Origin of the sequence: Nonomuraea sp. JJY05 (assembly GCF_043496855.1) — a bacterium.
In the GTDB taxonomy this organism is placed as follows: domain Bacteria; phylum Actinomycetota; class Actinomycetes; order Streptosporangiales; family Streptosporangiaceae; genus Nonomuraea.
Window position 1 is genome coordinate 35,396 of the sequence record NZ_JBIEIS010000065.1, and the last position, 24,883, is coordinate 60,278.

The 24,883-nt window shown below is 73.9% G+C and carries 2 protein-coding genes; both read right to left on the reverse strand.

The features are described 5' to 3' along the window. Positions 1 to 23: 23 nt before the first annotated feature. Positions 24 to 10,922 carry a type I polyketide synthase gene (locus ACFKCF_RS55890; RefSeq protein WP_394504918.1) on the reverse strand — a complete coding sequence of 3,633 codons (10,899 nt, stop codon included), beginning with the start codon at positions 10,920 to 10,922 and terminating at the stop codon, positions 24 to 26. 31 nt (positions 10,923 to 10,953) lie between these two features. Further along, positions 10,954 to 24,864, reverse strand: coding sequence for an SDR family NAD(P)-dependent oxidoreductase (locus ACFKCF_RS55895; protein WP_394504920.1), 13,911 nt, complete (start codon positions 24,862 to 24,864; stop codon positions 10,954 to 10,956). Between the last annotated feature and the right edge of the window lie 19 nt (positions 24,865 to 24,883).

The following is a 24,883-nucleotide window of genomic DNA, read 5'->3' on the forward strand; positions in this document are numbered from 1 at the left end:
TCCTAGCCTTCGGTGACGCCTGCTCAGGAGAGTCCGAACTCGCTGTCGATGAAACTGATGATCTCGTCGGCCGTGGCCGAGCTGAGCTGGCCGGCCACGTCGTCGACGGTGGCGCTCGCTTGTTGCCGTTCCTTCCAGGAGAAGGCCAGCTGTTCGAGCCGGGTGGTGATCTCCCCGGCGGTGGCGCATTCGGCCGCCATGACGGCCAGCCTGGCCTCGATCCGGTCGAGCTCGGCCAGGACCTGCTGTTCGGCGCTGTGCGCGGGTGGCGCCAGCTCCTCCAGCAGGTGCGCGGCCAGCGCGGCGGCGTTGGGGTAGTCGAAGATCAGGGAGACGGGCAGCCGCAGCCCCGAGACCGCCTTGAGCCGGTTGCGCAACTCCACGGCGGTCAGCGAGTCGAAGCCGAGGTCCTTGAACGCCCGTCCCGGTTCGACGGACTCCGCTCCGGCGAAGCCGAGCACGGCGGCCACGTGGCCGCGTACCAGGTCGAGGAGCATCGGAGCCCGCTCCGCCTCCGGCAGGGCGGCCAGCCGGTCGGTGAGCGACTCGTCCAGGGGCGTCTCCGCCGCCAGCACGCGGCGGGTGGAGATGCGTACCAGGCCGCGGAAGAGCGGGTGACCGAACCCCTTGGCCGCGCCCGCCCGCAGCGTGGCGAGATCCAGGTGGATCGGCACGAGCGCCGCCTCGTCCACGCTCAGCGCCCGGTCGAACAGACCGAGGCCCTCGTCGAGGCCGAGCGCGCCCATGCCGGACCTGCTCAGCCTGCTCAGGTCGGCCTCGTCCAGGTGGCCGGTCATGCCGCTGCCGCTCTGCGGCGACCACAGACCCCAGGCCAGGGAGGTCGCCGCCAGCCCGCGGGCCCGGCGGTGCTGGGCGAGCGCGTCCAGGAACGTGTTCGCCGCGGCGTAGTTGCCCTGGCCGGGGCTGCCGAGGATGCCCGCGGCGCCCGAGTACAGGATGAACTGCGCCAGGTCGACATCGGCGGTCAGCTCGTGCAGGTTGGCCGCCGCGGTCACCTTCGGGCGCATGACGGCCTCGACGCGCTCCGGCGTGAGCGAGGAGATCATCCCGTCGTCGAGCACGCCCGCCGTGCTGACGACCCCGGTCAGCGGGTGCTCGGCGGGGATGCCCGCCAGCAGCGCGGCGAGGGCGTCGCGGTCGGCGGCGTCGCAGGCGGCGACCGTCACGGTGGCGCCGAGCCCGGTCAGCTCCTGCTCCAGCGCCGCCGCGCCGTCGGCGGCGGGGCCGCGCCGGCTGGCCAGGACCAGGTGCCGGACGCCGTGCTCGGTGACCAGGCGCCTGGCGGCGAGCGCGCCGAGCGCGCCGGTGCCGCCGGTGACGAGCACGGTGCCCTCGGGGTCGAGGGCGGGCGGCGCGGTCAGCACGACCTTTCCGATGTGGCGGGCCTGGGCGACGTACCGGAACGCGTCGGGGGCGCGGCGGACGTCCCACGTGCTGATCGGCGGGAGCCGGAGCGCGCCCCGCGCGAACAGGGCGGCGATCTCGGCCAGGATCTCGCCGGTGCGTGCCGGGCCGAGCAGGGTCAGGTCGAAGTTCTGGTAGCGGACCGAGGGCAGCTCGGCCGGGTCCCGTACGTCCGTCTTGCCCATCTCGATGAAGCGCCCGCCCGGCGGCAGCAGGCCCAGCGAGGCGTCCACGAACTCGCCCGCGAGGGAGTTGAGCACGACGTCCACGCCCGGGGCGAAGGTCTGCGCGAACTCCAGCGTCCGGGACGAGGCGATGCGCTCGGCGGGGACGCCCAGCTCGCGTACCGCGTCCCACTTGCTCTCGCTGGCGGTGCCGTGGACCTCGGCGCCCAGGTGGTGGGCGAGCTGCACGGCGGCCATGCCCACGCCGCCCGCGGCGGCGTGCACGAGCAGCTTCTCGCCTGCCTGGAGCCCGGCCAGGTCCACCAGGGCGTGGTAGGCGGTGACGAAGGCGATCGGCACGGAGGCCGCCTGCGCGAACGTCCAGCCGTCCGGGATGGGGGCGAGCAGCCGGTGGTCGGTGACCGCCTCCCGGGCGAAGCCGTCGACGATGCCCATCACCCGGTCGCCGGGCGCGAGCGTGGTGACGTCGTCGGCCACCTCGATGACGACGCCGGCGCCCTCGCCGCCCATCGGCGCGTCGCCCGGATACATGTCCAGGGCGATCAGCACGTCGCGGAAGTTCAGGCCCATGGCCTTGGTGCTGATGCGGACCTGGCCGGGGGCGAGCGGCGCCGACGGGGTGGGGAGCAGCGCGAGGTCGTCGAGCGTGCCGCGGGTGGTGACGTCCAGCCGCCAGTTCGCGGCCCCGGCCGGCGGGGTCAGCGCGCCGTCGGCTCCGGGCCGGGCCAGGCGGGGCGCGTACGCCGTCCCGTTCCTGATCGCGAGCTGCGCCTCGCCGGTCGCGAGCGCGGCGGGCAGCGCGCGGTAGGAGTCCGCGTCACGGTCGAGGTCGAGGACGACGACCCGTTCGGGGCTCTCCGACTGCGCGGACCTGACCAGGCCCCAGACCCCGGCGTTGACCAGGTCCGGCACCTCCTCCTCCGCCGTGGTCGCGACCGCGCCGCGGGTGAGGAGGACGAGCCGGGAGGCGGGGAAGCCTTCCTCGGCCAGCCAGGTCTGCAGCAGCTCCAGCACCCGGCAGGTCCTGTCGGCGACCGCCGCGGCCAAATCGGGCCCCGGTTCGCCGTCCAGCGGGACGACCACCCATTCGGGCACCGATCCGGTGGCCACGAGCTCGGCCAGGCCGGCGTGCGCTGGCGCGGCGATCCCGGCGGCCGCCAGTTCGGACGGGTCGCCGATGACCGCCCATCGCTGCTCGCCCGCGGGTTCGCCGGCGGGCACCAGCGCCCATTCGAGCGTGTAGAGCGAGTCCTCTCCGGTGGCGCGCTGCTCGGCGCCGAGGTCGGCGGGCAGCGGGCGCAGGATCAGGGAGTCCACGTGCGCGACGGGCACGCCGGTGGTGTCGGTGACGGCGAGCGTCACGTCGTCGGTGCCGCGGGGGGTGAGCCGGACGCGGATCGAGGTCGCGCCGGTCGCGTGCAGCCGCACGCCGGTCCAGGCGAACGGCATCCGCGGCCCGTCCTCGGCGGTGGCCGCGTTCAGCGCGACGCTGTGCAGCGCGGCGTCGAGCAGCGCCGGGTGCAGCCCGAACCCGCCGGTCTCGGTCCCTTCCGGCAGCGACACTTCGGCGAACAGCTCCTCGTCGCGCCGCCAGGCCGCCTTCAGGCCCTGGAACGTGGGTCCGTAGCCCAGGCCGACCGCGCCGAGCCAGTCGTACAGGCCGGTCGTCGGGAGCGGCTGCGCGCCCTCGGGCGGCCAGGCGGCCGCCTCCTGGGCGGGCGGCGCGGCGGCCTGCGGCGCGAGCACGCCGGTGGCGTGGCAGGTCCACGGGTCGTCGGCCGCTCCGCCCTCGGGCCGGGTGTGGACGGTGAGCTGCCGCCGGCCGTCCTCGTAGGGGGCGCCGACGGCCAGCTGGAGCTGGACCGCGCCGCGCTCCGGCACGATGAGCGGGGCCTGCAGGGTGAGCTCTTCGAGCAGGTCGCAGCCGACCTCGTCGCCGGCCCTGACGGCCAGCTCCACGAAGGCGGTGCCGGGCAGCAGTACCTGGCCGTTGACCTGGTGGTCGGCCAGCCACGGGTGGGTCTTCAGCGAGAGCCTGCCGGTCAGCAGCACGCCGTCGGCATCGGCCAGCGAGACCGACGCGGCGAGGAGGGGGTGCCCGGCCGCGCCGAGCCCGGCGGCTCCGACGTCACCCGCGCCCGCGGCGCGCTCCTCGAGCCAGAAGTGCTGGTGCTGGAAGGCGTAGGTGGGCAGGTCGACCATCCGGGGGGCGGCGGGCTCCAGGGCCTGGGCCCAATCGACGTTCACGCCGCGTACCCACAGCTCGGCGGCGCTGGTCCACAACCTGCGCAAGCCCCCGTCGTCCCGGCGCAGCGTGCCACAGGCCACCACGTCCTCGACCGTCTCCTGCACCGCCATCGTCAACACCGGATGAGCACTGACCTCAACGAACACCCCGTGACCCTGCTCGGCCAGCGCCCGCACCGACGGCTCCAACCACACCGTCCGCCGCAGGTTCTCGTACCAGTACGCCGCGTCCACCTCGGTGCCGGACAGCCAGCACTGCCGGACGGTCGAGTACCACGGCACCTCGCCCGCCTGCGGCGTCACCGGAGCCAGCAGTCTCGTCAGCTCCTCCTCGATCGCCTCCACATGAGCCGAATGCGAGGCGTAATCCACCTCGACCCGCCGCGCCCGCACCCCCTGGGCCTCATAGTCGGCGATCAATGCCTCAATGGCATCCGCATCACCCGACACCACCGTCGAGGAAGGCCCGTTCACCGCCGCGATCGAGATCCGATCATCCACCGCCACCTCCGAGGCCGGCAGCGGGATCGATGCCATGCCACCCTGTCCGGCCAGCGCCACGATCGCCTGACTCCGCAACGCCACCACCCGGGCGCCGTCCCGAAGCGACAACGCGCCCGCCACCACCGCGGCGGCGATCTCCCCCTGGGAGTGACCGACCACCGCGGCCGGTGTCACCCCGAGCGAGCGCCACACCTCGGCCAGCGACACCATCACCGCCCACAACACCGGCTGCACCACATCAACCCGGTCCAAGCTCTCTTGATCGCGCAGCACATCGGTGAGGGACCAGTCCACGAACTCCGACAGCGCCGCCTCACACTCGGCCATCCGCGCCGCGAACACCGGCGAGTCATCCAGCAGCTCCACCCCCATCCCGAGCCACTGCGACCCCTGACCGGGGAAGACGAACACCGTCTTGCCACCCGGCCCGGCCACACCCCGCACCGCGCCCTCGTCCAGACCGGCCAGCAGTTCCTCCCGGTCCGCGCCGATCACCACCGCACGGTGGTCGAACGCCGACCGCGAAGCCACCAGCGAGTGCGCCACATCCACCGGCCGGACCCCGGCCACCGCATCGGCCAACCGGCCCGCCTGAGCCCGCAGCGCCTCCGCGCTGCGCCCCGACAGCACCCACGGCACCACCGGCGGCCCGTCGACGGGCTCGGGCTCCTTGTCCGTGCCCGGCACCTGCTCGATGATCACGTGGGCGTTGGTGCCGCTGATGCCGAAGGAGGAGACGGCGGCGCGGCGCGGACGATCGTCGACGTCCCACGACCGGGCATCGGTCAGCAGCTCGACGGCACCGGCCGACCAGTCCACGTGCGGCGACGGCTCGTCCACGTGCAGCGTCCGCGGCAGCACCCCGTGCCGCATGGCCATCACCATCTTGATGACCCCGGCGACGCCGGCGGCGGCCTGGGTGTGGCCGATGTTCGACTTGACGGAGCCGAGCCACAGCGGCTGTTCCCGGTCCTGGCCATAGGTGGCGATCAGCGCCTGGGCCTCGATCGGGTCACCCAGCGTCGTACCGGTCCCGTGCGCCTCGACCACGTCCACGTCCCCGGCCGACAGCCCGGCATTGGCCAGCGCCTGGCGGATCACCCGCTGCTGGGAGGGGCCGTTCGGCGCCGTCAGCCCGTTGCTGGCACCGTCCTGGTTGATCGCCGAGCCCTTGACGACCGCCAGCACCCGATGACCGTTGCGCCGCGCGTCCGACAGCCGCTCCACCAGCAGCATGCCGACGCCCTCCGACAGGGCGAACCCGTCCGCCGCGCCGGCGAAGGGCTTGCACCTGCCGTCGCGGGCGAGCGCGCCCTGCAGGCTGAAGCCGATGAATCCGAGCGGCGTGCACATCACCGAAACGCCGCCGGCCAGCGCGAGATCGCAGTCGCCGTTCCGCAGCGCCTGCGCCGCCAGGTGCAGCGCCACCAGCGACGACGAGCACGCCGTGTCCACCGTCACCGCGGGCCCTTCGAGCCCCAGCGCGTACGCGACGCGGCCGGACGCGATGCTGCTCAGCGTGCCGGTGACCAGGTGACCCACCGATTCCAGCGGGACCTGGTCGGAGTGGCGGCCGTACTCCTCGTAGGCCGCGCCGACGAAGACGCCGGTACGGGTGCCGCGCAGCGAGCCGGGATCGATCCGCCCGTGCTCGATCGCCTCCCACGAGGCTTCGAGCAGCAGCCGCTGCTGCGGGTCCATGGCAAGGGCCTCGCGCGGGCTGATGCCGAAGAACTCGGGGTCGAACTCGGCCGCGTCGCGAAGGAAGCCGCCGACCCCTACGTACGAGGCGAGCTGGGCCTCGGGGTCCGGGTCGTAGATGCCTTCGACGTCCCAGCCGCGGTCGTCCGGGAGGGGCGAGATCGCGTCCCCGCCCTCGGCGACCAGCCGCCAGAGGTCGTCGGCGTTCGTCACGCCGCCGGGCATCCGGCAGCTCATCCCGACGATCACGATCGGGTCGTCGGAGAGCGGCCCGCGGCTCTCGCCGGTGGGCCCGGCCTCCGTCCGGGTGCCCAGGATCTCGTCGCGGACCAGGCTCGCGAGCGCCTTGACGTTCGGGTAGTCGAAGACCACGGTCGCCGGGAGCCGCACGCCCAGCGCGGCGTTGAGCCTGCCGCGCAGCTCGACCGCGGTGACGGAGTCGAAGCCGAGGTCTCTGAAGGCCCGGTCCACCTCCACCTCGCCGGGGGCGTACCCGAGCACGGCGGCCACCTGCTCGCGCACCTGCGCGACCAGCAGCCGGTCCCGCTCGTCCGCGCTCAGCGGGAGCAGCTTCGCGCGCAGCTCCGAGGACTCGGAGTCGGCTTCCGTCTCCTTCTCGAGCACCGCCACGGCCTCGGGGACGCCGTCGAGGAGGGGACGCCGCCGGGCGGCGGTGAAGACGGGGAAGAACCGTTCCCAGTCGACGTCGGCGACGACCAGGTTGGTCTCGCCGTCGTCCAGGGCCTGCCGCAGGGCGTCGACGGCCAGACCGGCGTCCATGTAGCGGACGCCGGTCCTGCGGGCGTCCTCCTCGTCGAGGAGCGTGGTCATGCCCCCGCCCGCGGCGTCCCAGAAGCCCCAGGCGACGGCCGTGGCGGCGAGGCCGCGGGCGCGGCGGTGCGCGGCCAGCGCGTCGAGGTAGGCGTTGCCGGCGGCGTACGCGCCGTTCAGGGCGCCGCCCCAGACGCCGGCGCCGGAGGAGAACAGCACGAACGCGTCGAGCGGTCCGTCGAAGGCCGCGTCCAGGTTGGCGGCTCCGACGATCTTGGCCTGGGTGGCCTCGGCCAGTTCGTCCCGTCCGAGCCGGGTGAGGGGCTGCATGTGGGGGACGCCCGCGGTGTGGAAGACCGACCGGACGGGGGCGTCGGCCTCGATCTCGCGGACCAGGGCCGCGAGCGCGTCACGGTCGGCCACGTCGCACTTGGACACCGTCACCCGCGCGCCGAGCTCCTGGAGTTCGGCCACGAGCGCGGCGGCGCCGGGGGCGTCGGCCCCGCGCCGGCTGGTGAGCACGAGGTGCTCGGCGCCATCGCGGGCCAGCCACCGCGCGACGTTCGCGCCCAGGCCGCCGGTGCCGCCGGTGATCAGTACGGTCCCGCGGGCCCGCCAGCGGTCGGCCGGGTCGGTCCGCGCCCTGGGCGCCCTGGACAGGCGGCGGGCGAAGATCCCCGAGGCGCGGACGGCGAGCTGGTCCTCTTCGCCGATCCCGGCGAGCACGGTGACCAGGCGGGTCAGGACGCGCTGGTCGAGCGTCTCCGGCAGGTCGACGAGGCCGCCCCAGCGGTCGGGGTGCTCCAGGCCGAGGACCCGGCCGAGCCCGGAGACCGCGGCCTGCTCCGGGTCGCGGACCGGGTCGGCGCGGCTGACGCTCTCGGCGCCGTCGGTGGCGAGCCAGAGCGGCGCCGCCACGCCGGCGTCGTCCATGGCCTGGATGAGCGTGACCGTCTGGGCCAGGTCGCAGTGGAGGGCGAGCACGCCGGCCGGCGCCTCGTCCCGGCCCAGCAGCGCGGCGAGGTCGTCTCTGCCGGTGCCGCCGGTGACCTCCAGGAGCTCGCATCGGGCTCCGTGCCGTTCGAGCGCCCCGGCGACGGCGGCCGCCGCGTCGCCGCCGGCCCGGTCGGCCGGGACGACGACGCGCCAGGTGCCCGACAGCGCGGGCGGCTTCCCGCCGGGCGCGCCGACGGGCGTCCACGTGACGCGGTACCGCCAGGAGTCGAGCACGTCCTGGTCGCGCCGCCGGCGCCGCCAGGACGACAGCGCCGGCAGGATGGCGGCCAGCGGGGAGCCGTCCTCGATGCCGAGGGTGGCGGCGAGCGCGGCCACGTCCTCGCGTTCGACCGCGGCCCAGAACTCGGGGTCGACGGAGCCGTCGGGCGCCTGCTCGGCCGGCGCGGCGCCGGGCATGAACCAGAAGCGCTTGCGCTGGAAGGCGTACGTGGGCAGGTCGACGCGCCGGGGGACGGCGTCGGCGAAGTACGCGTCCCAGTCGACGGCGACGCCCCGGCAGTGCAGGTGGCCGACGGCCTCCACGAAGGCGCGGGCCTCGTCGCGGTCCTTGCGGGTGGCGCTGACGAAGGACGCGGCGTCGTCGCCGTCGAGCGTCTGCCTGGCCAGGCTGGTCAGCACCCCGTCCGGGCCGATCTCCACGAACACGGTGGCGCCGCCGGCCCTGGCGGTGGTGACGGCGTCGGCGAAGCGGACCGGCCGGCGGACGTGGTCCACCCAGTAGCCGGGGTCGGTGAGCTGGCCGGGCTGCGCCTTCTGCCCGGTCACGTCGGAGATGATCGCAATGGCGGGCTCGCCGTACGTCAAGGACTCGGCGACCTGCCGGAACTCCTCCAGCATGGGCTCGACGAGCGGCGAGTGGAACGCGTGGGAGACGCGCAGCCGGCGGGTGCGTACCTGCCGCGCCTCGAGCGCCTGCGCGATCTCGTCGATGTCGCCGGCGGCGCCGGAGACGACGACCGCGTCCGGCGCGTTGACCGCGGCGATCCCGGCCCGGTCCGCGCGGCCCGCCAGCAGCGGGAGGACCTGCTCCTCCGGGGCGGCGACCGCGAGCATGGCGCCACCCGCGGGCAGCGCCTGCATCAGCCGGGCCCGGGCCGCCACCAGCGCGCACGCATCCGCCAGCGAGAGGACTCCGGCCACGTGGGCGGCGGCGATCTCGCCGACCGAGTGCCCGGCGAGCACGTCGGCCTCGATGCCCAGCGAGGCCAGCAGCCGGTACAGGGCGACCTCGAAGGCGAACAGGGCGGGCTGGGTCATGCCCGTCTCGTCCAGCACCCCGTCGGGGTCGGTGAACATGACGTCCCTGATGGGGTGCGGCAGCAGCGGGTCCAGCACCTTGCAGACGTCCTCGAGCGCGGCGGCGAAGACGGGGAACGCCTGGGCGAGCGCGGCGCCCATGCCCACCCGCTGGCTGCCCTGGCCGGCGAACAGGAAGGCGATCCTGCCTCCCGCCCCGGAACCCGTGACGGCGCCGGGGCCGCCGGCGAGCGACTGGAGACCGGCCAGGAGCTCGTCCCGGCTCTCCCCCACGATCACGGCGCGCCGGTCCAGCGCCGCGCGGCCGGTCGCGAGCGACCAGCCGACGTCCTCGACGCGCAGGTCCGGCCGCGCGGCCGCCCACGTGCTGAGCCGGTCGGCCTGGGCGGCCAGCGCCTGCGCGTCCCTGGCGGAGACCGCCCAGGGCACCAGCGGCAGGTTCAGGCCGGCCTGCTCGGCGGGGTCGTCCTGCTCGGCGGGCGCCTCTTCGAGGATCATGTGGGCGTTGGTGCCGCTGAAGCCGAAGGCCGAGACGGCGGCGCGGCGGGGCGCCTCGCCGGGCTCCCACGGCCGGGGCTCGGTGAGCAGCTCGACGGCGCCGGCCGACCAGTCCACGTGCGTGGACGGCTCGTCCACGTGCAGGGTGCGCGGCAGCAGGCCGTTGCGCAGCGCCATCACCATCTTGATCACGCCGCCGACGCCGGCGGCGGCCTGGGCGTGGCCGATGTTCGACTTCAGCGAGCCCAGCCAGAGCGGCCGTCCGCCGTCCCGGTCCTGCCCGTACGCGGTGATGAGCGCCTGGGCCTCGATCGGGTCGCCCAGGGTGGTGCCGGTGCCGTGTCCCTCCACCGCGTCCACCTGCGAGGGCGACAGGCCCGCGTCGGCCAGCGCCTCCCTGATCACCCGGATCTGGGAGGGGCCGTTCGGCGCGGACAGCCCGTTGCTGGCGCCGTCCTGGTTGACCGCGCTGCCGCGGATGACCGCGAGGACGTGGTGCCCGTTCTCCCGGGCGTCCGACAGGCGTTCGAGGAGCAGCACCCCCACGCCCTCGCTCCAGCCGGTGCCGTTCGCCGCGTCGGCGAAGGACTTGCAGCGGCCGTCGGCCGACAGGCCGCGCTGCTGGGAGAACTCGATGAAGGTGTTCGGGGTCGCCATCACCGTCACGCCGCCGGCCAGCGCCAGCGAGCACTCGCCCCGCCGCAGCGCCTGCGCCGCCAGGTGCAGCGCCACCAGCGACGACGAGCAGGCCGTGTCGACCGAGATCGCCGGGCCCTCCAGGCCGAGCGCGTACGCCACGCGGCCGGAGACCACGCTGCCGAGCGCCTCGGCGCGGAAGTAGTCGTGGTACATGACGCCGGCGTAGACGCCGGTCCGGCTGCCGCGCACGGAGTTCGCGTCGATGCCGGCCCGCTCCAACGCCTCCCAGCACGACTCCAGGAACATCCGCTGCTGCGGGTCGGTCCCGAACGCCTCACGCGGCGAGATCGCGAAGAAGCCGGCGTCGAAGTCGGCCGCGTCGTAGACGAAGCCGCCCGTCCGGGCCGTGGTCGTACCCGGATTGTCCGGGTCGGGGTGGTAGAGGTTCTCGTCCCAGCCGCGGTCGGTGGGGAACTCGGAGATCGCGTCGACGCCGTCGGCGACGAGCCGCCACAGCTCCTCGGGCGAGGTGACCCCGCCCGGGTAGCGGCAGGCCATGCCGACGATCGCGATCGGCTCGTGCTCCCGGCCCTGGATCTCCCGCAGTTGCTGCCTGGTTTGGTGCAGGTCGGCCGTGACCCGCTTCAGGTAGCCCCGGAGCTTGTCTTCGTTTGCCATCGAACGTAGCCCTTCTGAGCCGCTGCAACTGTCAAGAGATCTCGAGCTCGTTGTCGATGAAGGCGAACATCTCGTCGTCGCTGGCGGACTCGAGCTGGTCCGCGACGTCCGACTCGCCCGTGCCGTTCAGGCCCGACAGGAGCTCTTTGAGGCGCGCGGTGAGCCTGGTGCGCACCGTGCTGTCCTCGGCGAGTATGGTGAGTGAATCCTCGATCTGGTCCAGCTCCGCGAAGATCCGCAGGATGCCGGCCTCCTCGTTCTCCGCCCCGGCTTCGCCGAAGTAGCCCATGAGGTGATCGGTCAGGGCCACCGGGGTCGGGTAGTCGAAGACGAGGGTGGCCGGCAGTTGCAGGCCCGTGGCCCGGCCGAGCTGGTTGCGGAACTCGACCGCGGTCAGGGAGTCGAACCCGAGGTCCTGGAACGGGCGCTGCGGGTCGATGGCGGATCCGTCGGAGAACCCGAGGATGGCCGCCACCTGGCCGCGGACGGTGTCCGACAGCGCCGACCGGCGCTCTGCCGGTTCCATCGCGGACAGCCGCTCGGCGAGCCCGTCGGCGGTGCCGGCCCGCCGCATGGAGGTCCGCGCGCTGGCGCGGGCCTGGACGAACCGGGCGGGGATCAGCAGTGACCGGCCGGACGTGACGGCGGTGTCGAACAGTTCGAGCCCGTCGGCCGCGGACAGCGGTGCCACGCCCATGCGTGCCAGGCGCCGCAGGTCGGCCTCGGTCAGCTCGCCGGACATGCCGCCCTGCTCCCACAGCCCCCAGGCCAGGGACGTGCCCGCCAGCCCTTCGGCGGCCCGTAGCTGGGCCAGCGCGTCGAGGAAGGCGTTCGCGGCGGCGTAGTTGCCCTGACCGGCTCCTCCCAGCACGCCCGACATCGAGGAGAAGAGCACGAACGCCCGCAGGTCGAGCCCTCGCGTCAGCTCGTGCAGGTGCCAGGCGGCATCGGCCTTGGGTCGCAGGACCGTGTCCAGCCGCTCGCCCGTCAGGGAGGTGATCACGCCGTCGTCCAGCACGCCTGCCGTGTGCACGACGGCGGTGAGCGAGTCCGCCACCCAGGCGACCGCCGCCGCCAGCGCCTCACGGTCGGCCACGTCGCAGGCCGCCACCTCCACTTCCGCGCCCAGCTCCGAGAGCTCGGCCACCAGCTCGGCCGCGCCCGGCGCCCCCAGGCCACGACGGCTCACCAGCACCAACCGCCTGACCTCGTGCTCGGTGACGAGGTGCCGGGCCACCAGCGCACCCAGCCCGCCCGTCCCGCCGGTGACCAGCACCGTGCCCTCCGGCCCGAACACCGGGCCCCGGTCCTCCAGCTCCGTGGCACGGCCCAGCCGCGGCACCCACAGCTCTCCCGCCCGCACCGCGAGCTGCGACTCGCCCGACGCCAGCGCCCGGCCGATCACGTCCTCGGACGTGTCGCCGTCCAGGTCCAGCAGCACGAACCTGCCGGGCTGCTCGGCCTGCGCGGCCCGGACGAGGCCGCCCACCGCCGCCTGGGCGAGGTCCGGGCTCTCTCCGTCGGTGATGGCGAGGGCCCCGCGCGTGAGGATGACGAGCCGGGACGACGCGAAGTGCTCCTCCGCCAGCCAGCTCTGGAGCAGTTCGAGGACGTCGTGCGTCGCCGCGTGATGGTCCCGACCGGCGGAGGGGCCGGTCAGGACCGCCTCCGGGAGATCGGCCGGGTCGTGCAGCGAGACCAGCGTGGCCAGGTCCGGATAGCTGACGCGGCCGGTGCCGAGGTCGTCGGCGCCGAGCAGCGCCCAGCGCGGCGTCTCGGACGCGGGCGCGCCGGGGAGCCGGGTCCACTCGATCTGGTGCAGGGTGCCCTGGTTCCCGCCGCCTTGCCGGCCACCGGCCATCGGGCGCAGGGTGAGGGTCTCGACGGCGGCGACCGGCGCGCCGAGCTCGTCGGCGATGCTCAGCGCGATGGCCGCGCCGCCGACGTTGGCGATCTTGACGCGCAGGCTGGTCGCTCCCGCCGCGAGCAGGGACACACCCGACCACGCGAACGGCAGGTACGGCCGTCCCGGCTCGGGCCGCGGCAGCAGCCCGCCCAGCGCGGTGGCGTGCAGCGCGGCGTCCAGCAGGGCTGGGTGCAGCACGAACCGGCCGGCGTCGGCGTGCGCCTCCTCGGGCAGGACGATCTCGGCGAACACCTCGCCGTCCCGCTCCCAGGCGCCGGTCAGCCCCTGGAACGTCGGCCCGTAGTCCAGGCCGATCGCGAGCATGTCGTCATAGAGGTCCTGGACCGGGACCGGCTGCGCGCCCGCGGGCGGCCACTGCCGCAGGTCGATGTCCGGCTCCGGCACGGTCGCGGTGAGCGTGGCCTGCGCGTGCTGGGTCCACTCGGTCGCGTCCTGCGTACGGGAGTGGATCGCCAGCGACCTGCGGCCCGGCTCCTCGGTGGCGGTGGACACCAGCTGGAGCTGGACACCGCCGCCCTCGGGCAGCACCAGCGGGGCCTGCAGGGTGAGCTCCTGCAGGTGCGGGCAGCCGCTCTCGTCCCCGGCCCGGACGGCCAGCTCGACGAGCGCGGTGCCCGGCACGATCACGCTGCCGCCCACGACGTGGTCGGCCAGCCAGGGGTGGGTGGCGACCGACAGCCGCCCGCTGAAGATCACCGTCTCGCCGCCGGCGACCTCGGTCGCCGCGCTGAGCAGCGGGTGCTCGACGGCGCCCAGGCCCGCGGTGGTGACGTCGCCGGTGTCGGGGCCGGGCTGGAGCCAGTAGCGCTCGTGCTGGAAGGCGTAGGTGGGCAGGTCCACCCGGGACGGGCGGGCCGGCGCGAAGAACGCTTCCCAGTCGACGGCGACGCCGTTCGCGTGCATCCGGCCCAGGGCCTCGACGAACGTCCGGGCCTCGTCGCGGTCCTTGCGCGCGACCGGTACGAAGGCGCCGTCCTCCAGACTCTGCTGCGCCAGCGCGGTCAGAGTGGTGTCCGGACCGACCTCCGCCCACACCTTCGCCCCGGCGGCACGAGCGGCGGCGACCCCGTCGGCGAACCGCACGGCCTCCCGCACGTGCTCCACCCAGTAGCTCGGGGTGGTCAGTTGCCCCGGCTCGGCGAGCCGGCCGGTGAGGTTGGAGACGATCGCGAGAGTGGGCTCGTGGTAGGTCAGTCCGGAGATGGCCTGCTCAAAGTCGGCGAGCATCGGCTCCATCAGCGGGGAGTGGAAGGCGTGGGAGACCCGCAGCCTGCGCGTCCGAACGCTCACCCGCTCCTCGATGTCCGCGATCTGCTGGGCGTCGCCGGAGATCACCACGGCTGCCGGGCCGTTGACCGCCGCGATGCCGACCCCGTCCCCCAGCAGCGGCACAACCTCCGCCTCAGGTGCGGCGATCGCGAGCATCGCGCCACCGGTCGGAAGGGCCTGCATCAACCGGGCACGGGCCGCCACCAGCGCGCACGCATCCGCCAGCGAGAACACTCCGGCCACGTGCGCGGCAGCGATCTCCCCGACCGAGTGGCCGACCAGCACATCGGCGCGGACCCCCAAGGATTCCAGCAGCCGATACAAGGCGACTTCGAAGGCGAACAGCGCCGGTTGGGTCATCCCGGTCTCGTTCAACACCCCATCCGGGTCGTTGAACATCACCTCACGCACCGGAAGCAGCTCGTTGATCTGCTCCAGCGTCTCGGCGAACACCGGGAACGTCTCGGCGAGCTGCCGGCCCATGCCGACCCGCTGGCTGCCCTGACCGGCGAACAGCAGTGCCAGTTTGGCCCGCGAGCGCACCAGGCCCGTCTGGGTCCTCGGCTCGTCCGGTCTGCCGTCGGCCAGCGCCGCCAGCGCTTCGAGCAGTTCGGCGCGATCCGCGCCGGTGATCACCGTGCGGTGCTCCAGCACCGACCGGCCCGCCGCCAGCGACCATCCGACGTCGGCCACGTCCAGCTCCGGCCGCGACTCGATCCAGGAGCGGAGCCGTCCGGCCTGCGCCGAGAGCGCCTGCTCGCTGCGTCCCGACAGCACCCACGGAACCATGGGCAGCTCGCCGGCGGGCTCCGGCTCGGGCTCGACCGGGGATTCCTCCAGTACGACGTGCGCGTTCGTGCCGCTGATCCCGAAGGAGGAGATGCCGGCGCGGCGCGCGTGCCCATTGCGCTGCCACGGCTGCGCGTCGGTGAGCAGCCGCACCGCGCCCGCCGTCCAGTCCACGTGCGTGGACGGCTCGTCCGCGTGCAGGGTCTGCGGCAGCGTCTCGTTCCGCAGGGCCATCACCATCTTGATCACGCCCGCGACGCCCGCGGCGGCCTGCGCGTGGCCGATGTTCGACTTGATCGAGCCGAGCCACAGCGGCTGGTCCCGCTCCTGGCCGTAGGTCGCGATCAGCGCCTGGGCCTCGATCGGGTCGCCGAGCACGGTGCCCGTGCCGTGCGCCTCGACCGCGTCCACGTCTCCGGCCGACAGTCCGGCGTTCGCCAGGGCCTGGCGGATCACGCGCTGCTGGGAGGGGCCGTTCGGGGCGGTCAGGCCGTTGCTGGCCCCGTCCTGGTTGACCGCGGACCCGCGGACGACCGCCAGCACCTGGTGGCCGTTGCGCCGCGCGTCCGACAGCCGCTCCACCAGCAGCATGCCCGCGCCCTCCGACAGCCCGACGCCGCCCTCGGCCTCGGCGAACGCCCTGCACCGGCCGTCCACGGAGAGGTTGCGCTGCCGGGCGAACTCGATGAACGTCCACGGAGTGGCCATCACGGTCACGCCGCCGGCCAGCGCCAGGTCGCAGTCCCCCGACCGCAGCGCCTGCACCGCCAGGTGCAGCGCCACCAGGGACGACGAGCACGCGGTGTCCACGGTCATCGCGGGGCCCTCGAAACCGAAGGTGTACGACACCCGGCCGGAGGCGACGCTGCCCGAGTTGCCGGTGCCGATCAGGCCCTCCAGCTCTTCCGGCACCGAGGACAGCTGGGACGCGTAGTCGTGGTACATCACACCGGCGAACACACCCGTCCTGCTGCCGCGCAGCCCGTGGGGATCGATTCCGGCGCGTTCGAGCGCCTCCCACGAGGTTTCGAGGAGCAGCCGCTGCTGCGGGTCCATGGCCAGCGCCTCGCGCGGCGAGATCCCGAAGAAGCCGGGGTCGAACTCGGCGGCGTCGTACAGGAAGCCGCCGTGCCGGGCGTACGAGGTGCCGCGGTTGCCGGGGTCCGGGTCGTAGAGCCGGTCCAGATCCCAGCCGCGGTCCGCCGGGAACTCGCCCACGGCGTCCCCGGCCTGCGCCACCAGCCGCCACAGATCCTCGGGCGAGGCGACCCCGCCGGGGAAGCGGCAGGCCATGCCGACGATCGCGATGGGCTCGTCGTCGGCGGCCGACGTCCGTGCCGTGACCGCGACCTCACGCGTGCCCAGCAGCTCGCCGGACAGGAACCTGACGAGCGCCGCCTGGGTGGGATAGTCGAAGACCAGCGTCGCGGGGAGCCGTATGCCCGTGACCTCGCTGAGCCGGTTGCGGAACTCCACCGCCATCAGCGAGTCGAAGCCCAGCTCCTGGAACGACATGCCGTCGTCGAGGGATGACCGGTCAGCGAAGCCGAGCACCACGGCCAGCTGATCGCGTACCAGGTCTTCCAGCACGGACTGCTGCCCGGCCGGCGGCAGGCTCGCCAGCTGCTGCTTCAGCGTGGCGGCGGCCTCCGACGCGGCTGTCACGACGCGCCTGGCGGGACCGGACACGAGACCGCGCAGCAGCGGGGGCAGCATGTCCGCGTGGGCGCCGAGGACCTTGAGGTTCAGCTGAGCGGGGACCAGGGTGGCCCGGTCGGTGCCGAGCGCGGCGTCGAGCAGGGCCAGCCCGTCCTCGGCCGACAGCGGGTCGACGCCGGAGCGCGCGAGCCGCCGCAGTGCGGCGTCGTCGAGCTCCGCGAGGCCGCCTTCCCTCCACAGGCCCCAGGCGAGCGAGATCGCCGGCAGCCCCTGTGCCCTGCGATGCTCCGCCAGGGCGTCCAGGTACGCGTTCGCCGCCGCGTAGTTGCCCTGGCCCGCGCCTCCCATCACGCCTGCCAGCGAGGAGAACAGCACGAACGCGGACAGGTTCAGATCCCGGGTGAGCTCGTGCAGATGCCAGGCGGCCTCGGCCTTGGGCCGCAGGACCGTGTCGAGCCGCTCGGACGTCAGTGAGGTGATCACTCCGTCGTCCAGGACACCGGCCGCGTGCACGACACCGGTCAGCGGACGCTGTATGGAGGCGATCAGCTCGGCGACGGCGTCACGGTCGCCCACGTCGCAGGCGGCCACGCTCACCTCGGCGCCCAGCGCGGACAACTCGGCCACCAGCTCGGCAGCCCCAGGAGCATCCGGCCCGCGCCTGCTGGCCAGCACCAGATGCCCCACCTGGTACGCCGTGACCAGATGCCGGGCCACCAGCGCGCCCAGACCACTCGTACCGCCCGTGACCAGCACCGTCGACTCCGGCCCGAACACCGGACCCCGGCCCTCAGGCGCCGCCGCCCGGGCCAGGCGTGGCACCCGGGCCTCGCCCGCCCGCACGGCCACCTGGGCCTCATCGCCGGCCAGCGCCCGGCCGATCACGTCCTCGGGCGTGTCGTCGTCCAGGTCGAGCAGGACGAACCGGCCCGGCTGCTCGGCTTGTGCGGCCCGTACGAGGCCCCAGGTCGCCGCCTGCGCCGGATCCGGCACATCGTCCGGACCCGCCGCCACCGCACCACGCGTGACGACCGCCAGCCGCGACGACGTGAACCGCTCGTCCGCCAGCCACTCCTGCAGCAGTTCCAGCGTCTCGTGCACACCGGCCGGGGCCGCCACCGGCACGCATTCCGGAACCGTCCCGACCTCGGCGAGCCCTGCCAGGATCTCCTGCGCGTCGCCCGTCGCGCTCAGCGCCACCGGCACCCAGTCGACCTGGAACAGTTTGTTCCGGCTCCTGGCCGCCGGGGTGATCTCCAGCTGACCAGTGGACACCGGGCGTACCGCCAGCGAGGCGACCGTGGCCACGGGCAGGCCGCCCATGTCCGTCAACGTCACGGAAACCGCGCCCTGAGCTCGCAGAGAGATCCGTACGCGGAGCTTCGTGGCGCCGGAGGCGTGCAGCGCCACGCCGCTCCAGGCGAACGGCAGGGACGGGCGGCCGGGCTCGGCGTCCGGCGCGAACCCGCCGAGTGCGGTGGCGTGCAGTGCCACGTCGAACAGCGCCGGGTGCAGCCCGAACCGGGCCGCGTCGCGCGCCATCTCCTCCGGCAACGCCAGCTCGGCGAAGACGTCGTCGCCCCTGCGCCATGCGGCCTGGAGGCCGCGGAAGGCGGGGCCGTACCCGAGGCCCATGGCGGCGAACTGGTCGTACAGGCCGTCCAGCGCCACTGCCTCCGCTTGTTCCGGCGGCCAGACGCTCTCGGGCTCCGGCGCCGTCACGCCTGCTCGCGCCAGCGTTCCGGCGGCGTGCTGGGTCCAGGGCTCGTCCTGCGCGCCGTGGAGGCGAGAGTAGATTCCCAGCCGCCGGCGGCCGTCCTCGTCCGGGGCGCTGACGGCCACCTGGAGCTGGACCGCGCCGCGCTCGGGCACGACGAGGGGGGCCTGCAGGGTCAGCTCTTCGAGCAGGTCGCAGCCGGCCTCGTCGCCGGCCCTGACGGCCAGCTCCACGAAGCCCGTCCCGGGCAGGAAGACCTGCCCGTTGACGGCGTGGTCGGCCAGCCACGGGTGAGTCGCGATGGACACGCGGCCGGTGAGGACCACCGCCCCTCCGTCGGCGAGGCCCGTGACCGCGCCGAGCAGCGGGTGTCCCGTGGCCCCCAGGCCAAGGCTCTCCGCGTCGCCGGCACCGGCCGGCTCCTGCAGCCAGAAGCGCTGGTGCTGGAAGGCGTAGGTGGGCAGGTCGACCCGGCGGGGCCGGGCGGGCTCGTACACGCCGGCCCAGTCGATCTCCGCGCCACGTACCCACAGCTCGGCGGCGCTGGTCCACAACCTGCGCAAGCCGCCGTCGTCACGGCGCAGCGTACCCACCACGACCGCTTCGGCACCGGCCTCCTCGACCGCCTCGCGCATCCCGATCTGCACGACCGGATGCGCGCTGACCTCCACGAAGAACCGGAAGCCCGAACCTGCCAGCTCACTCACGGCCGGAGCGAACCACACCGTCTGCCGCAGGTTCTCGTACCAGTACGCCGCGTCCACCTCGGTGCCGGTCAGCCAGCACTGCCGGACGGTGGAATACCACGGCACCTCACCCGCCTGCGGCACCACCGGAGCCAGCAGCCTCGCCAGCTCCTCCTCGATCGCCTCCACATGAGCCGAATGCGAGGCATAGTCCACGTCGATCCGCCGCGCCCGCACCCCCTCATACCGAGCCAGGAACTCCTCAATGGCATCCGCATCACCCGACACCACCGTCGAGGAAGGCCCGTTCACCGCCGCGATGGAGATCCGATCATCCACCGCCACCTCCGAGGCCGGCAGCGGGATCGACGCCATGCCGCCCTGCCCGGCCAGCGCCACGATCGCCTGACTCCGCAACGCCACCACCCGGGCGCCGTCCCGAAGCGACAACGCGCCCGCCACCACCGCGGCGGCGATCTCCCCCTGGGAGTGACCGACCACCGCGGCCGGTGTCACCCCGAGCGAGCGCCACACCTCGGCCAGCGACACCATCACCGCCCACAACACCGGCTGCACCACATCAACCCGGTCCAAGCTCTCTTGATCGCGCAGCACATCGGTGAGGGACCAGTCCACGAACTCCGACAGCGCCGCCTCACACTCGGCCATCCGCGCCGCGAACACCGGCGAGTCATCCAGCAGCTCCACCCCCATCCCGAGCCACTGCGACCCCTGACCGGGGAAGACGAACACCGTCTTGCCACCCGGCCCGGCCACACCCCGCACCGCGCCCTCGTCCAGCCTCTCCAGACGGGCCAGCAGTTCCTCCCGGTCCGCGCCGATCACCACCGCACGGTGGTCGAACGCCGACCGCGAAGCCACCAGCGAGTGCGCCACATCCACCGGCCGGACCCCGGCCACCGCATCGGCCAACCGGCCCGCCTGAGCCCGCAGCGCCTCCGCGCTGCGCCCCGACAGCACCCACGGCACCACCGGCGGCCCGTCAACGGGCTCGGGCTGCACCGGGGCCTCGATCGGGGGCTCCTCCAGCACCACGTGGGCGTTCGTGCCGCTGACGCCGAAGGACGAGACCGCTGCCCGGCGCGGGCGGTCCTGCCGGTCCCACGGCTGCCGCTCGGTCAGCAGTTCCAGCGCGCCCGCCGACCAGTCCACGTGCGGGCTGCGCTCGTCCGCGTGCAACGTCCTGGGAAGCACGCCGTTGCGCATCGCCATGACCATCTTGATCACGCCCGCCGCGCCGGCGGCGGCCTGCGTGTGGCCGATGTTCGACTTGATCGATCCCAGCCACAGCGGCCGGTCCCGCTCCTGGCCGTAGGTCGCGAGGAGCGCCTGGGCCTCGATCGGGTCCCCCAGCGGAGTCCCCGTGCCGTGCGCCTCGACCACGTCCACGTCCCCGGCCGACAGCCCCGCGTTGGCCAGGGCCTGCCGGATCACGCGCTGCTGGGAGGGGCCGTTCGGCGCGGTCAGGCCGTTGCTGGCACCGTCCTGGTTGACCGCCGTACCGCGAACGACCGCCAGCACCTGGTGGCCGTTGCGCTGCGCGTCCGACAGGCGCTCCACCAGCAGCACCCCGATGCCTTCGCTCCAGCCGGCGCCGTCCGCCTCGGCCGAGAACGCCTTGCAGCGACCGTCGGTGGACAGGCCGCGCTGCCGGCAGAACTCGATGAACGTGCCCGGCGTCGCCATCACGGTCACGCCGCCGGCGAGGGCCAGGTCGCACTCGCCGGACCGCAGCGCCTGCACCGCCAGGTGCAGCGCCACCAGCGACGACGAGCAGGCCGTGTCCACGGTCACCGCGGGACCCTCGAAGCCGAAGGTGTACGAGACCCGGCCGGAGGCGACGCTGCCCGAGTTGCCGGTGCCGATCAGCCCTTCCAGCTCCTCCGGCACCGACGTGAGCTGGGAGGCGTAGTCGTGGTACATGACGCCGGAGAACACGCCGGTCCTGCTGCCGCGCAGCCCGTGCGGGTCCATTCCGGCCCGCTCCAGGGCCTCCCACGAGGTTTCGAGGAGCAGCCGCTGCTGCGGGTCCATGGCCAGCGCCTCGCGCGGCGAGATCCCGAAGAACCCGGGGTCGAACTCGCCCGCGTCATACAGGAACCCGCCGTGGCGTACGTAGGAGGTGCCCCTGCTGTCGGGGTCGGGATCGTACAGTTTGTCCAGGTCCCAGCCGCGGTCGGTGGGGAACTCCCCGATCGCGTCCGTACCGGAGAGCACGAGCTCCCACAAGCCCTCAGGAGAGGCCACGCCGCCCGGATAGCGGCAGGCCATCCCCACGATCGCGATCGGCTCATCGTCGATCACCGTCCGGGCCACGGCGACGGACGCCGCGGACGCGGCCCCCGTCAGCTCCGAGTCCACGTAATCGGCGACCGCGGCGGCGGTCGGGTAGTCGAAGACGAGGGTGGCCGGCAGGCGCAGCCCCGAAACGGCGTTCAACCGGTTACGCAGCTCCACCGCGGTGAGCGAGTCGAAGCCCAGCTCCTGGAAGGAGCGATCGGGCTGGACCGCGTCTCCTGAGGCGTGCCCCAGCACGGTCGCCACTTCCTGCCGTACCAGCTCCAGCAGCACCTGCCGCCGCTCCGCCGGCTCCAGACCGGCCAGCCGCCGTCCCAGCGCCGACGCGTCCGAGCGCGCCACCCGCCGTGCCGAGCCTCGCACCAGCCCGCGCAGCAGCGCAGGAAGGCCGTCACCCCGCGAGCGCAGCGCCTGCGCGTCGACCCGCAACGGCACCAGCACCGCCGCCTGCGCGGCCACGCCCGCGTCGAACGACGCCAAGCCCTCCTCGACCGACAGCGCCGGCAGCCCCTGACGCCGCATCCGCTCCAGGTCGGCCTCGCTCAGCCAGGCGCTCAGCCCCGTCTCGGCGTCCCAGAGCCCGTACGCCAAGGACGTCGCCGGCAGCCCCAGCGAGCGACGGTGCACCGCCAACGCGTCCAGGAACACGTTGGCCGACGCGTACGCCGCCTGCCCCGCCGCCAGCACCAACCCGCCGGCCGACGAGAACAGCACGAACGCTGACAGGTCCAGATCCCGGGTCAGCTCGTGCAGGTGCCAGGCTCCGTCGGCCTTCGCCCCCAGCACCCCGTCGATCCGCTCGGCCGACAGCGAACCCACCAGCCCGTTGTCGGCCACGCCCGCCGCGTGTACCACGCCGACCAGCGGATGCTGCCGGGGGACAGAGGCGATCGCCTCGGCCAGCGCGTCCCGATCGGCGACATCACAGGCCGCCACCGACACCTCGGCCCCGAGCTCGCCCAGTTCGGCCACCAGTTCGGCCGCGCCCGCGGCGGCCGGGCCGCTGCGGCTGGCCAGAAGCAGGTGCCGCACCCCGTGAGTGACCACGAGGTGCCGGGCGACCAGCGCGCCGAGCCCGCCGGTGCCACCGGTCACCAGCACCGTGCCGTCCGGCCCGAACGCCGGTGACCCGCCTTCCTCGCTCGCGGCCCGCGCGAGCCGCGGCACCCACACCTCACCCTCACGGACAGCGGCCTCCGGCTCCCCGGAAGCGACCACCGCGCCCAGAGCGCGCCAGGATTCCTCGCTGCCGTCCACGTCCACGAGTACGAACCGGCCCGGGTTCTCGGCCTCGGCCGCCCGCACCAGCCCCCATACCGGGGCCACGCCGACGTCCACGGGCTCGTCGGGCCGCACCGCCGCCGCGCCACGCGTGACGATGGCCAGCCGCGACGACGCGAACCGCTCGTCGGTCAGCCACTCCCGCACCGATTCCAGGACGAGACGGGTGGCCTGCCGGATGGCGGTGGGGACGTCCGTCTCGGGGTCGGTTGCCGGGCACTCCAGGAACGCCCATTCGGGCACCGCGTCCCCCAGAGCGGCCAGTTCCGGGTAGTCGCCCACTTCGACGGGCGCTGCGGGAACCTCGGCCGGCTTCGTCCAGGTCACCTGGTAGAGGGGGTTGTGCCCCGTTTGCAGCTGTCCGGTTGACAGCGGCCGGACCGTGAGCGCGCCGATGTCGGCCACCGGCGCGCCGGTGCCGTCCGCGATGGCCAGCGAGACGGAGGTGCTGCCGGCGTCGGGGTTCTTGGTGGCCTTGACGCGCAGGCCGGTCGCTCCGGTCGCGTGCAGCGACACTCCTGACCAGGCGAAGGGCAGGAACGGCTGCCCCGGCTCGGGCGCCGGCAGCAGGTCGCCCAGTGCGCTGGCGTGCAGCGCGGCGTCCAGCAGGGCCGGATGCATCCCGAACCGCGCCGCCTCGGCGTGTGCCTGGTCCGGCAGCGTGATCTCGGCGAACACCTCGCCCGGCCGTGTCCACGCTCTCGTCAGGCCCTGGAAGAGCGGGCCGTACTCCAGGCCGATCCCGGCCAGGTTCTCGTACAGGTCCTCGACATCGACCGGCACCGCGCCCGCCGGCGGCCACTGCGCCACGTCGAAGCCCGGTTCCGCGACCGTGGACGCCAGCACGCCCTCGGCGTGCCGGACCCACTCGTCCCCGTCGCCGGACCGGGAGTGGATGCTCACCGGCCGCTGACCGGACTCCTCCGCCGCGCCGACCACCACCTGCAGCTGTACGCCGCCCTCGGCGGACACCACCAGCGGGGCCTGCAGGGTCAGCTCCTCCAGGCACGGGCAGCCCACCTCGTCACCGACGCGGACCGCCAGCTCCACCAGGCCCGCGCCGGGAAGCAGGACCATGCCGTTGACCAGGTGATCGGCCAGCCAGGGCTGCGTGGCCAGCGACAACCGGCCGCTGAAGACCACCGACTCGCCACCGGCCACATCGGTCACCGCGCTCAGCAGCGGATGATCGACAGCGCCCAGCCCGGCCGCGTCCACATCGCCGGTGCCCTGAGCGGCGGGCACCCAGTAGCGCTCCCGCTGGAAGGCGTAGGTGGGCAAGTCCGCCCGCTGCGTCCCCACGGGGGCGAAGAACGTCTCCCAATCGACGGTCAGGCCGCAGGTGTGCAGCCGTCCCAGGGCTTCGACCAGGGTGCGGACCTCGTCGCGGTCCTTGCGGGTGGCCGGGATGAACACACCGTCGGCGATGCTCTGCTGGGCCAGCCCGGTCAGCACGCCATCGGGGCCGATCTCCAGGAAGTGGCCGGCTTCCGTGGCCGTCACCCCGTCGGCGAACCGCACGGCCTGCCGCACATGCTCCACCCAATAGCTGGGAGTGGTCAGTTGCCCCGGCTCGGCCAGTCGACCGGTCACGTTGGAAACGACCGGGATCTCAGGCTCGTGGTAGGTCAGCCCGGCGATGGCCTGCTCGAAGTCGGCCAGCATCGGCTCCATCAACGGCGAGTGGAAAGCATGCGAGACCCGCAACCTGCGCGTCCGAACGCTCACCCGCTCCTCGATCTGCGCGATCGCCTCTTCATCGCCGGAGATCACCACCGCAGCCGGGCCGTTGACCGCCGCGATCCCCACCCGGTCTCCCAGCAGGGGCAGGACGTCCGCCTCGGGTGCGGCGATCGCCAGCATCGCCCCGCCGGTCGGGAGGGCCTGCATCAACCGGGCCCGGGCCGCCACCAGCGCGCACGCATCCGCCAGCGAGAACACCCCGGCCACGTGCGCGGCGGCGATCTCCCCGATCGAATGGCCCACCAGCACATCCGCGCGGATGCCGAAGGACTCCAGCAGCCGATACAAGGCGACTTCGAAGGCGAACAGCGCCGGTTGGGTCATCCCGGTCTCGTTCAACACCCCGTCCGGGTCGTTGAACATCACCTCGCGGATCGGCAGCAGCCGATCGATCTCCTCCAGTGTCTCGGCGAACACCGGGAACGCCTCGGCGAGCTGCCGGCCCATGCCGACCCGCTGACTGCCCTGACCGGCGAACAGCAGCGCGAGCCTGCCGCCCGAGCCGGTCCCGGCCCCCGCATTCGAGGCCAGTTCCCTCAGTCCGGCCAGCAGCTCGTCACGGTCAGCGCCC